Origin of the sequence: Streptomyces sp. CCM_MD2014, assembly GCF_000772045.1 — a bacterium.
Taxonomy (GTDB): domain Bacteria; phylum Actinomycetota; class Actinomycetes; order Streptomycetales; family Streptomycetaceae; genus Streptomyces; species Streptomyces salinarius.
Map to the genome: position 1 here is coordinate 838,433 of NZ_CP009754.1, position 12,576 is coordinate 851,008.

Genomic DNA, 12,576 nt, shown 5'->3' on the forward strand with positions numbered 1-12,576 from the left:
GGGCCGGTGCTGACGGCGCCGGGGGGTCGGGGTCAGGGGGCTGCGGGTGCAGCGACGGGCGCGGGGTCGACGACCTTGCCGCGGTCGAGCTTGAGGATCCGGTCGGCGACGCCGAAGTACCGGTCGTCGTGGGTGATGGCGATCACGGTCTTGCCCTGTTTGCGCAGAGCGGGCAGGACTTCGGTGTAGAAGTACTCCCGGAAGTCCGGGTCCTGATCGGCGGCCCACTCGTCGAAGAGCAGCACGGGCCGCTCGGAGAGCAGGGCGCTGACCAGGGCGAGGCGTTTGCGCTGGCCGGTGGAGAGCGTAATGGTGGAGAACTCCCCCTCACGCACGGTCACTTTGCCGTCCATGCCGAGCTGGGCGAGCAGACGGTTGGCCTCGCTGTCGCCCTGCGGGTGGGCCGGCAGAGTGCGGAAGAGGTGGACGTCGGAGAACACCCCGGCGACGCTCTGCCGCAGCTCCGCGAGCCGGTCTCCTTCCACCGGTGTGCCGTCGAGGACGATCTCGCCGTCAGTGGGCGGGTAGAGCCCGCAGATCATCTTGGCCAGTGTGGTCTTGCCGCTTCCGTTGCCTCCGACCAGGCAGGTGATGGTGCCGGGTGCGAAGTCGGCGTCGATGGGGCCGACCCGGAAGCCGGTGTCGTCAGCGCCGGAGTCGTAGTGGAAGACCGCACCGCGCAGCCGCACCCGCGCACCCGCGGCCCGTCGGCCACCCTGTCCCTCAGGTGCTCGCAGGCCGCTCTCGTCACCGAGGTCGAGGGCGTTGAGGGAGCGCAGCGCCGTACCCGCCCGGCCGATCACCGGGATCAGGTTGAGCACGGTGACCAACGGCGTGTTGATGTAGATGACGGCGAGGGTGAAGCCGGTCAGGTCGTCCGCGGGGATGTCGAAGCGAGGCCCCGCGAACAGCATGATGCCGATGCAGGCGAGAAAGAGCAACTGCCCCCAGGATCCCGCCACGGTGTACAGCGAGACGCCGCGGGTGGTGTCCCGCACGAGCAGCCTGCCCGTGGCACCGACGCCGCCGTCGAGGACCGCGGTGCGGCGTTCACGGTCCAGCTTCAGCTCCTTGGCACCGCGGGTGACGCTTTCCAGATGGGCGTGCATGACGTCCTGGTGCTCGCGAGCCCGGCGCAGATGGACGCCGGCCCGGCGCACCGGAAGCTGGTAGAGGACCAGGCCGACGGCGAGCACGGCAAGCATGCCGAGCAGCACCTTGAGCGAGAGCACCCCGATGTACACGAACGCGCCGATCACGATCGCGCCGTTCATGGACAGCAGGGGCACGCTGCTGACCGCCCCCGTGATCACCTGCACGTCGTCGGTGAGGGCGGACTGGAGCCGGGCGGGCCCGATGCTCTCGATACGCCGCATCCCGCTGTCCAGGATCCGTCTGCACAGTTCCATCCGCAGTTCCTGGATGGAGCGTTGCGCCAGCCGGATCAGCAGGACGGAGGAGACTGCCCCGGCGAGCAGGACCGTGACCGCCGCCGCGGCGAAGGCGGCGATCAGACGGACGCCCGGGTCGTCGAGCCGCTCCAGGACCTGCTGCAGCACGGCGATGAGGCCCACCGTGGCGGCACCGGACACCAGCCCGGCGACCAGCGCCGCGATCACCGTCGCCCGTGACCGGCTCACGAGCAGGGAGAGGAACTTCATCGTCGCCCTTCTTCCGGTGCCGAAGCGGTGGGCGGCGACGTGTCCGTCTCCCGCGACGCCTCCCTGATCAGGTCGGCGAGGCCCGCCACGGTGAAGTCCGCCATGGCCTGCTGCACCCGCAGCGCCACCCCGAACTGGCGCCGGATGCGCAGCAGCAGTCGGGTGGCCAGCAGTGAATGACCGCCGGCGTCGTAGAAGTGGTCCCGGATCCCGAGTCCCTCGAGGCCGAGCAGCTCGTGCCACAGGCCGAGCAAGGCCCGTTCGGTGTCGTCCCTTGCCGACTGGGAATTCCCCGAGGTGCCCAGGAAGTCGTCGGCCGTGGGCGCGGGCAGACGACGCCGGTCCAGTTTGCCGCTCGCGGTCTGCGGGATCTGCTCGATCGGGCGGATCGCCGCGGGCAGCGCGTACCGGGGCAGCCGCCCGGCCGCCCGGGTCCGCAGCTCCGTGCGATCCAGGTCCGGCCCCTCGGGCACCACGTAGGCGACCAGACGGGGCGACGCCCCTGTGGCCCCGTGCACCACGACGACGCAGTCGGCCACGCCCGGGTGGTCGAGCAGCGCGGACTCGACCTCGCCGAGTTCGATGCGGTGACCACGGAGTTTGATCTGGTTGTCGAGGCGGCCGAGGAACTCCAGCTGGCCGTCGGCCCGGTGGCGGGCGCGGTCACCCGTCCGGTAGAGACGCGAACCCGGAACGCCGGAGAACGGGTCGGGCACGAAACTCGCGGCGGTGAGGCCGGGGCGCCGCCAATAGCCCCGTGCCACCTGTGCGCCTCCGATGAACAGCTCGCCGGCGGTACCGGGCGGAACCGGTCGCATCTGCTCGTCCAGGACCCAGATCGTGGAGCCGGGCACCGGACCTCCGATGGGCGCGCGCTGCCTGCGGGTCACCTCGGCGGTGAGTTCGGCGACGGTCATCAGGACGGTGGCCTCGGTCGGTCCGTACCAGTTCAGAACCTGACAGCCGCGCGCGGAAGGTCCCGCGAACCAGTCCGCGAACCTGGCCGGCACCACCTCCTCGCCGGCCAGGAGCAACGCCCGCAGTCCGATCGGGGCACCACCCGTGTCGGGGGTGCCGTCCACCGCCGCCAGTTCCTGTGCGATCGTCGGCGTGGTGGCCAGCATGGTGACGCCCTGGGCCCGCAGGTGGGCGTGGAGCTGCTGTGCGTCGGCCGCCACGTCTCCCGGCACAAGGTCGATACGCGCCCCGGCCACGAGTCCGGCGAACAGTTCCCAGACCGACAGGTCGAAGGTGAAGGTGGAACGGACCGCGACCACGTCCTGCGCGGTGGGCTCGACCACGGAGGCGGAGGCCGTCAGGTAGGCGAGGACGTTGCGGTGGGTGACGCCGACACCCTTGGGGACACCGGTGGACCCGGACGTGTAGATCACATAGGCCAGGTCGTCGCCGTCGGCCCGCTGTGGGGCGGCGCCCGTGAGGGCGGCGGCGTCGGCGACGGTGCGCACCGTGACCTCCTCCTCAGCGAGGAGCGCGAGCACCGGGGCGTCGTCGTCGGCGAGGTGGGCGGCGAGCGCGGTACGGCAGCCCGAGTCGCGGATCAGGTGAGCGATCCGCTCGAGGGGCAGCTCGGGGTCGATGGGCACGTACGCGGCGCCCGCGGCCATCGCGGCGAGGAGTCCGGTGACGAGGTCGACACCGCGCCGGGCGACCACCGCGACCAGGTCGCCGCGGCGCACGCCGGTGGCAGCGAGACCGGTGGCGGCGGCCGCGGCCCTCTCGGTCAGCTCGCGGTAGGTGAGGGTTCCGCCGGGGCCGGTGACCGCCACCGCACCGGGGCGGGCCGCGGCGACGGCGGTGACGGCCTGGTCCAGGGTTCCGGCGGGCACGTCGAGCGTGCCTCCGTCGGCTCTGCGGGCCGCGGCGTCGGCGTCGTAGGGCAGCAGGCTCGCCGCATCGTGCGCGGCATCGGCGTCCGCCGCGAACCGGCGCAGCGCCTGCCCGTACATCTCGGCGAGATCGGCGGCACGCTCGTCGGAGACCCGGTCGCCGTCGTAGGCCAGGATCAGTCCGAGCTCGTGCGCGGGCGGGTGCACCGAGTAGGTCGCCATCACCGCGTAGTTGGTGTCCTCGGCGGACGCAGGATGGTGGTCGAGGAGTTCCACGACGCCGGTGTCGAGAACCTCGCCCAGCGCGTGGAAGCGTACGAAGTTGACGCCCACGTCGAACAGCGGGTCGTTGCCGAGTGCCTGCTGCACGCTGATCAGCGGGGTGTGCCGGTGCTTCAGGAGGGAGCGCTCCTCCTCGAACGCGCGGTGAGCGAGGTCGCGCCAGCTGCCGCCGGGAACCGACACGGAGGTCGGCAGCATGTTGATGAACAGACCGCGCAGGTCCTTCGCCCCGGGCAGGTCGGGCCGGCCGTGCATCACCATGCCGGTGACCGGGTCGGTCACGGCCAGGGCCTCGGCGAGCACCTTGAAGTGCACGGCCACGGCGAGGCTCTTGAGAGGCAGGCCCTCCTCCTTGGCGAGCGCGGCCAGACGCCGGGAGGTGTCCGCGTCGATGTCGACCTCGATGCGGCGTACCCGGGGGGTGCCGGCCGGACGCAGGTCCTCGATGGCGCGCGGCTCGGCGTCGGCCAGCCGCTCCCGCCACACCGCACCCGTGTCCGCTCCCCCGGCTGCCTCCCGTTCTGTCTTCACGAAGTCCGCGTAGGTGAGCGGGAGCTGGGGCCAGCGGCTGTGGTAGTCGGGCGCTCCGTCCAGCAGCGCCGCCTGACGGCTGAGGACCTCCGCCAGGGTGGAGGTCCAGCTCCAGCCGTCGAGAATGGCGTGGTTCTCGCTGACCGTCAGCTGGAACTCGTCGTCACCGAGTTGGTGGACGGCGAGCCGTTGCAGCGGTGCGGACTCCAGTTCGAGGTGCTCGACGCGTTCGCGGGCCACGAACGCGTCGATCTCGGCCCGCTGCTCTTCGGCGTCCAGGCCGGACAGGTCGAAGAAGGCGAGGCGGGGCGCCACGTCGCGGTGCACGATCTGCAGCGGTTCGGAGTACCCGTCCATGGAAATGCTGGTGCGCAGGACCGGGTGGCGGGCCATCGTGTCGGCAAGGGCCTGGCGCAGCAGTCGCGCGTCGATGCGTCCGCGCATCCGCACGCTGACCGTGTTGTGGTAGATACCCGCTTCGGGATGCAGATGCAGGTGGTACAGCATGCCCGACTGGGTGGCGGTCAGTGGGTAGGCGTCCTCCGCGTCCGCGGGGAGAGCCGCGTGGTCGTCGGCGCCGATCATCTCGAACGGCTGGGCGCGGTCGAAGGGCTCGGCACGGTCTTCCGCGAGGTGGGCCGCGAACTCGGCGACGGTCTGGTGCCGGAACACGGCGTGCACGCGGGTCTCGTGCCCGAGGGCACGCAGGGCGCCGGTGATCTCCACCGCGCGGATCGAGTCGCCGCCCAGCATGAAGAAGTTGTCGTGCACGCCGACCCGCGGCACGTCCAGGACATCGGCCCAGACACCGGCGACGGTCGCCTCCAACGGGATGCGCGGCGCGGTGTACTCGGTGCCGGCGTCGAGCCGGGCACCCGCCGGATCCGGCAGGGAACGCCGGTCCGCCTTGCCGTTGACGGTCAGGGGGACCCTGTCCAGCGCGGCGAAGACCGCGGGCACCATGTACGTGGGCAGCAGTGCGGCGGCGTGCTCGCGCAGTTCGGGCACCGCCGGCAGTTCTCGGCCCGCCGCGGGCACCAGCCACACCACGAGCTGGTCGCCGCGCACGTCGGCGACCGCGGCCGCGACGCCCGGGCAGGTGGCGAGAGCGACTTCCACCTCGCCCAGTTCGATCCGGAAGCCGCGGATCTTCACCTGGGCGTCGGCTCGGCCCCAGTACTCGAACTCGCCGTCGTCGGTGACCCTGGCCAGGTCCCCGCTGCGGTACAGACGGGCACCCGGGGTGCCGGAGAACGGGTCGGGCACGAACCGTTCGGCGGTGCGCGCCCCGCGGCCGCAGTAGCCGAGGGTGACGCCCGCCCCACCGACGTGGAGTTCGCCGACCATGCCGGGGGGCAGCGGGTTGAGCGCCTCGTCGAGGACGTACAGGGACAGGTCGTCGATCGGCAGGCCGATGGGGCTGCCGGTGCGGTCGCCGAGATCGGCGGCTGTGACGACACGGAACGTGGAGTGCACGGTGGTCTCGGTGATGCCGTACATGTTCACCAGGACGGGAGCGCGGTCGCCCCGTGCCTCGATCCAGGGGCGCAGGGTGTTCACGTCCAGCCGCTCGCCGCCGAAGACGACATGCCGCAGGCCGAGTTCACGCGTGGATCCCTCGGCGGTGTCGGCGGCCACCACGCCCTTGAAGGCCGAGGGGGTCTGGCTGAGGACGGTGACGCCGAGCTGCTCCACGAAGGCGAGCAGGTCCTGCGGCGACTTGGCCGTCTCGTCCGGCACCAGGGCCAGCTTGCCGCCGTACAGCAGCGCCCCCCACAGCTCCCAGACGGACACGTCGAAGGCGTACGAGTGGAAGAAGCTCCACACGTCGTCGGGACCGAAGCCGAAGTGCCGCGCGGTCGCCGAGAACAGCCGTACCACCTGGGAGTCGGCGACCTCGACGCCCTTGGGGCGGCCGGTGGAGCCCGAGGTGTAGATCACGTATGCGACGTCGCCGGGATGCCGTTCGGGCAGCTCCGTCCCGGTGGTGTCCAGGTCGGTGCGGGGGCGGCCGTGCGCGTCGACGGACACCTGCCGCAAGCCCTCGCCGATGCTTCCCGCGCCCCGCTCCCCGCAGACCACGACGCGTCCCCCGCTGTCGTTCAGGACGTGCCGGATGCGGTCGACGGGGTTGCTCATGTCGATCGGTACGTACGCGGCGCCCGCCCGCAGGACGGCGAGGATCGCCACCACCTGGGCGGGCCCGCGCTCCAGGTACAGCGGGACGCGGTCGCCCGGTCGCACGCCTCGGGCCACCAGGTGCCGCGCCAGGGTGTCGGCGCGATCCGCCAGTGACGCGTAGGAGACGACCTCTCCCCGCCAGTGCAGGGCCGTGCGCTCGGAGTGAAGGCCGACCGAGCGAAGGAACGCCCGGTCGAGGGCGTGCTCGACCACGGGCTCGGCCAGTGGTCCCGGCCGCGCTCCGGGTTCCGCGAGGGGCAGGAGCCGCACGCCGCGGTCGGGGGCCGCGAGCCCCTCGGCCAGCAGCCGCAGGTAGGCACCGAGGAGCGCGCCGGCGGTGGAGTCCCGCAGCAGCTCGGTGTCGTACTCCAGCATCAGCTCGAAGTCGTCGCCGCGGTTGACCACGCTGAGCGTGACGTCCGTCTTGGAGGTGGCGGTCTCGGTGGTCACCGGAGTCATGACGGCCCGGCCCAGGCGCAGCTGGGAGCGGTCCTCACCGAGGTAGGCGAACATCGCTCCGAACAGCGGGGACCCGGTACCGCCACCGACGGCCGCGGTCACCTCGGCGGTGGGCACGTGCTGGTGGTCGAGGGAGGCGGCGATCGTGCTCGCCGACTCCTGGGCCAGCTCGCGCAGCGTCGCGCCGCCGCGCAGTCTGCTGCGCAGCGGCAGGGTGTTGATGAACGGGCCGACGGTGGACCGGAGTTCCGGGCGTACCCGGTTGGCCACCGGGACACCGATCACGAGGTCGTCGGTGAGGGCCGCCCGGTGCAGCACGGCGCGCCAGGCGCCGTACAGGACGGCGAAGACGGACACACCGCAGCCCGCGGCGAACTTCTCGATTCCGTCGCGCAGGGCGGGCCCGGCCCTGCGCACCAGGTGGCGGCCACGGCGCCCCGGGGTGTCCGGGCGCGGATGGTCGAAAGGCAGGCTCAGGCCGCGCGGGGCGCCCTCGAGCTGCGCCCGCCAGTGGGCCAGCGACGCTTCCCGTGCGGGCGCGTCCTCGCTGTGCTTCTCCCACCAGGCGTAGTCGGTGTACGACGGCCCGTCCGATGCCGGTGGCGGGGTCTCGCCGGCCTGGAAGGCCTCGTAGGCGGCGGTGAGTTCCCGGATGAGGATGCTCACGGACAGGCCGTCGACGACGAGGTGGTGGAAGGCGGCGACCAGCCGGTGGCGGTCGGGCGACAGAGTGATCAGCACTCCGCGCGCCAGCGGCCCGCCTCCCTCCAGGTCGAACGGGGCACGCAGCTCGGCCTCGGTCAGCTCGTCCCTGCGCCGCTCGGCGGCTGCCGGGTCGGTGCCGTGGATGCCCGTCAGGTCCGCCCGGCGCAGCGGGGGTGCCTCGGGGAGCAGCCGGGCGTGTGCCTTGCCGCGCACGTCGTCGGTGACCAGGCGCAGCCCTTCGTGCCGGGCGAGCATCCAGTCGAACGCCCTCGCCAGCGCGTCGGCGTTCAGGGGGCCCTCGATGTCGAGCGCGGCCGGCACCGTGTAGGCACTGCCGGTGGGGTCGAGGGCGTGGGCCGTCCACAGCTGGAGCTGGCTCTCCGACAGGACGACCTGTGCGGGGTCCGGCCTTCGCGGCACACGCGAGGTGTCGGACTGCTGCCGGGGCCGGCGTGCGGCCAGTGCGCGCCGGGCTCGTTCGAGGCGTTCGGAATCGGTCATGTCTGGTCCTCGGTGGCGTCGTCTGTGGAGCCGGAGGTGGTGCGCGCCTCGGCGTCCTCGTCGAGAGCTGCGAACGCCTCGGCGAACTCGCGGACCGAGCCGTCGTGGTCGTGCGCGAGCAGCAGGTTCGCCTGGTCGGCGACGGTCGGTGCGCCGAGCAGTTCGCGCAGGGGGAGTTCGGTGGCCATCAGGTCACGGACGCGGGCGACGGTGTGCATGGCGCGGATCGAGTCGCCGCCGAGCGCGAAGAAGTTGTCGTGTGCCCCTACGCGGTCGGCGCCGAGGACGGTGCGCCAGATCTCGGCGACGACCCTCTCCACCGGGGTGCGCGGCGCGGTGAACTCGCCGCCCTGCTCCAGGTGTCCGTCCGCCGGGTCCGGCAGCATGCGCCGGTCGGTCTTGCCCTGCGCCGTGAGCGGTATCCGTTCCAGCGCGACGAAGACCGCGGGGATCATGTACGCCGGGAGGACCGCGCAGTGTTCGCGCAGTTGCGCCACGGTGGGCGGACCCTGCGGTCCCGGCACCAGCCAGGCGACCAGGCGGTCGTCACGCGCGTCGGCGACGGCTGCGCTCACGGCGGGGTGCCGCAGCAGGACCGCCTCGATCTCGCCGGGTTCGACGCGGTGGCCGCGCACCTTCAGCTGGCCGTCGGCGCGCCCGCAGAACTCCGGCAGGCCGTTGGCACCGATACGGACCAGGTCGCCCGTGCGGTACAGACGGGCGCCCGTCGTGCCGGAGAACGGGTCGGGCACGAACCGCTCGGCGGTCAGTCCGCCCCGGCCCGCGTACCCGCGAGCCACCCCGGCGCCACCGACGTACAGCTCGCCGACCACGCCGGGCGGCACGGGTGTCATCGCCTCGTCCAGTACGTGGAGCGTGGTCGCGCCGACCGGCCCGCCGAGGCTGACCCGGTCGCCGGCGGCGACCGTCCCGGCACTTGCGTTGGCGGTGGTCTCGGAGGGTCCGTACAGGTTCCACAGACGTGCCCCCGGAAGGAGCCGGTGGGTGCGCTCCACCAGGTCGGCGGTGAGTGCCTCGCCGCCGAGGAGCACGTCCAGGTTCCGCCGGTGCGGGGCGGCCGTACCCTCGGCGGGCTCGAGGGCCCGCAGCGTCTCGTCCCACAGACGCGGGACGGTGTTGACGGTGGTGACGGCGGCGCCCGCTCCCGTGCCGGTGAGCGCATCGGCGAGGGTCTCGGCGGGGCTCTCACCGGCCGGCGGCAGCACCACCGTGCCACCGAGGACCAGGGGCCCCCACACCTGCTTGACGGCTGCGTCGAAGACCGGCGCGGCGGTCGCGGGCAGTACCGTGTCCGGCCCGATCAGGCCCGCGTCGGCCAGCCAGCCGAGATAGTTGACCACGTTGCGATGGGTGACGGCGACGGGTTTGGGCCGCCCGGTGGAACCGGAGGTGAAGAGCAGGTAGGCGAGGTCGTCCGGGCCGCGGGCCCCGGCGCCCTCGCGGCGCTGCTCTGCCTCGTCGAGAGCGGCACCCTCCTCGCCGCCCGACTCGCCCGTCCCGTCCTCTTCCTCGACGAGGATCAGGGCGTAGCCGTCGCCGTCGCCCAGCCGGGACGCGGTCTCCGCCGTGGCCAGGCAGTGGCGCACGGACGCGTCGGCCAGCAGACCGGCGATCCGCTCGGCCGGATCGTCCGGGTCGATCACGAGGTAGGCCGATCCCGCGCGCAGTGCGGCCAGCTGGGCCACCAGGCGGGTGACCGGGTCCGGCACGATCACCGCGACGACGTCGTCGGGGGCGGCGTCGACGCGCGCCGCCAGTGAGGCGGCCGAGGAGCAGAGTCGCCGGTACGTCAGTTCCCGTGTCGCGCAGCGCACCGCGACCGCCTCGGGGGCACGCGCCGCGGCGCGGGAGACCAGGTCGGTCAGGGTGGCCTCCGCCCAGTCCGCGGCCGTGGGGGTCGCGGGCGCGGTCGGCGGTGCGGCCGGGACGCCGAGCCGCACCTGGCCGATCGGAGTCGAGGGTTCCCGCATGCCCTGCTCGGCGACCGTGGCGACGGCGTCCAGGATCCGGCCCGTCACATCCGCGCCGAGCTCCGGGGCTTCGGCACCGTCGAGGCGCAGTTCGACCAGGTCGCCGCGGCGCACCGCGGTGAGGCGGAGCCCCGGCCCGGTGCCCCGTGCCGCGAGCGACACGACGGACCAGCCGCCCACCCGTTCCGGCACCTCCAGGTACGAGAACCCCAGGGGTGCGTTCACCGCTGACAGGTCGCTGGTCAGTTCGACGACCTCGCGCTGAGCGGCCCGCGCAGTCCGTACCTCGGCCACCACGTCGGCGAGGGTCCGACCCGCCTCGAACTCCTGCCTGACCGCGGTCCAGGCGGTCAACGGGCCGAGCACGGGCTTCAGCTGGGGGACTTCACGGAGCCCGGTGCTCACGCGGACGGCAAGCGCCTGGGCGCCGCCGAACCTGTGCAGGGCCACCAGCCAGGCGGCGAGGAGCACCGCCTCGGTGTCGGCCGCCGGGTGGTGCGGGCCCGGCAGTGCGACCCTCCGGACCGGTGCCGCCGTGGCACCGCTGTTCGATGCCGTCCGCGCGGGCGCCAGCGAGCGCACCCGCGCCACCGTCTCCTCCGCGTCGTCGTACCCGCCGTGCGCCTTCTTCTGGCTCGCGCGGGCCTCGGCCGCCTCCGGGTCGGCGAGCACCTCGTGCAGCCACTCGGCGACGTCGACGTACTGGAGAGGTCCGTCCTCGCCCGTCCCGGCCCGCTGGGCGGCGGCGGCCGGCCCGGCTTCCAGTTCACGTGCGAGTTCACCCGCGAGCAACCACAGGCCCTCCGCGTCAAGGACACGGGCGGACGCCGTCAGTTCGATGCGGCCGCCGGCCGCCGGGGCCGCGGTCCAGAGCCTGCCCGCGCCGTCGGGTCCCCCGGGCAGCGGGCCGGGCGATACTCGCTGGGTGGGCGCTCCCCCCGCCGGAGAGGGCACGAGCGCGGTGCGCAGCACCTCGTACCGCCGCGTGACCGTTTCGACCGCGGCGGCGAGCTCCGCTCCCGTTACCGGGGCCGGAGCCCGGAGCACGAGTGTCGTCACGGTGTCGTCGCGGGTGGCGTCGTGCTGGTGCGGTCCCGCGCGGAAGGTCTCCGCGGCGGGAGCGGGCGTCTTGGCGTCCGCTGTCGAAGTTGCCGTGTTCACCGTCTTCCCCCGTTCGTCTGTGTGCCGGTGCCGTCCTGTGTCTGTGTGCCGGTGCCGTCCTGTGCGGGGGTGCCGGCCTGCGCGGGCCGCGTCTGCACGTCCTGCCAGTCGGCCGCGGCCGCCATGGCGACGCGGATCTCCCGTTCGCCCGTGAACGGAGCCCGGCCGTGCGAGGCCAGCAGGTTGTCGACGACCAGTACGTCACCGAGCTGCCAGTCGAAGGCCGTCGACTCCGCGGCGAACGCGGCGCGGATCGCTGCCAGTTCCGGCTTCGTGAACTCGCTGCCGTCGCCGGCCCTGCTGGTCTTGGGCACCCGCTGCGGGCCGACCTGGCCGAGCAGTTCGGCGGCGAGTTCGTCCCCGATGGTGCTCAGGTGGAAGCTTGTGGCCTGGTTGAACCAGACCCACTCGCCGGTGTCCGGGTGCCGCACCACGGCGGGTCGCACCGCTTCCGTGCGCAGGTGGTCCTCCGCGAGGCGCTCCACCCGCACCCTGCTCCGTTCGGCGTAGGCGTCCAGGCCGCTCTCGTCACAGCCCAGCGCGTGCTGCCACGGAATGCCGACGCCGGGTGTGTAGTTGCGCACGTAGCTCACCCCGTGCCGCTCCAGGCGGGCGACCAGGTCACCGGGAAGCCGCCGCAGCACCTTGCGGGAGTCGGCCAGCGGGGTCTGCCCTCCGGTCCGGGGGGCACGTGCGCAGGCGAAGCCCAGGACGCGTGGCCAACTCCAGCTGTAGCAGGCCTCGTTGTGCATCTCGATGGTCTGGTCGGCGGGGTACTCGGTGGAGGAGTAGATGCCGTCGCCGAGCTCGCTGCGCGGCGTGGCGCCGTCCTGGTACGCCAGGGCGCCGTCCCCGCCGATGGCCTCCACGACCGGGCGGAGAGCGTCGGCGCCCTCGTCGAAGCCTCTGAAGAGCACGGCGCCGTGCCGGTGCAGGTACTCGCGCACGAGGTCCCCGTTGGTCTGCACCCACGTGGTCAGGGGGACACCGGGGCGCTGCGGCGTGGCGAGGGCGGGCAGGGCCTCGGGCTCCAGTGAGCCGAAGGTGACGGCCGAGGGATCGGTCAGGGGCCGCCGCCTCGACGGCACTTGGGGCATGCGGGACGTGCGAAGGGACATGTGTTCTCTTCTCCGAAGGTCGTCGGTGGCCCGCGAGGGCTTGCGCGGCATCCGGGCAGGTGGAGTCGGACCGGCCGCACGGATGCATCGCCACCGGTCCGATGGCGACGGGACGGGCCGGCCCGGGGTGGCGCGATGG

At 73.1% G+C, this 12,576-nt stretch carries 4 protein-coding genes; all 4 read right to left on the reverse strand.

The window, feature by feature from the left end; genetic code table 11:
* Positions 1 to 32 precede the first annotated feature (32 nt).
* Genes NI25_RS03860 through NI25_RS03875 form a run of 4 tightly spaced genes read right to left on the reverse strand, consistent with a single transcriptional unit; the run spans position 33 to position 12,437 of the window.
* The gene (locus NI25_RS03860; RefSeq protein ID WP_061441073.1) at positions 33 to 1,661 is read right to left on the reverse strand and encodes a cyclic peptide export ABC transporter; all 1,629 of its coding nucleotides are present in this window, start codon (positions 1,659 to 1,661) and stop codon (positions 33 to 35) included.
* Positions 1,658 to 8,167 carry a non-ribosomal peptide synthetase gene (locus NI25_RS03865; protein WP_061441074.1) on the reverse strand — a complete coding sequence of 2,170 codons (6,510 nt, stop codon included), beginning with the start codon at positions 8,165 to 8,167 and terminating at the stop codon, positions 1,658 to 1,660. The genes NI25_RS03860 and NI25_RS03865 overlap by 4 nt, the downstream gene beginning before the upstream one ends.
* Positions 8,164 to 11,319 carry a non-ribosomal peptide synthetase gene (locus tag NI25_RS03870; protein WP_061441075.1) on the reverse strand — a complete coding sequence of 1,052 codons (3,156 nt, stop codon included), beginning with the start codon at positions 11,317 to 11,319 and terminating at the stop codon, positions 8,164 to 8,166. Before NI25_RS03870 ends, NI25_RS03865 begins: the two co-directional genes overlap by 4 nt.
* A complete protein-coding gene (locus NI25_RS03875) occupies positions 11,316 to 12,437 on the reverse strand; it encodes a TauD/TfdA family dioxygenase (protein WP_158508430.1) in 1,122 nt (373 codons plus the stop codon). Before NI25_RS03875 ends, NI25_RS03870 begins: the two co-directional genes overlap by 4 nt.
* Between the last annotated feature and the right edge of the window lie 139 nt (positions 12,438 to 12,576).

Bases quoted from the DNA above. Each gene is read 5' to 3' on its own strand.
- NI25_RS03875 (WP_158508430.1), bottom strand. From the start codon at position 12,437: ATGTCCCTTCGCACGTCCCGCATGCCCCAAGTGCCGTCGAGGCGGCGG.
- NI25_RS03860 (WP_061441073.1), bottom strand. From the start codon at position 1,661: ATGAAGTTCCTCTCCCTGCTCGTGAGCCGGTCACGGGCGACGGTGATC.
- NI25_RS03865 (WP_061441074.1), bottom strand. From the start codon at position 8,167: ATGACCGATTCCGAACGCCTCGAACGAGCCCGGCGCGCACTGGCCGCA.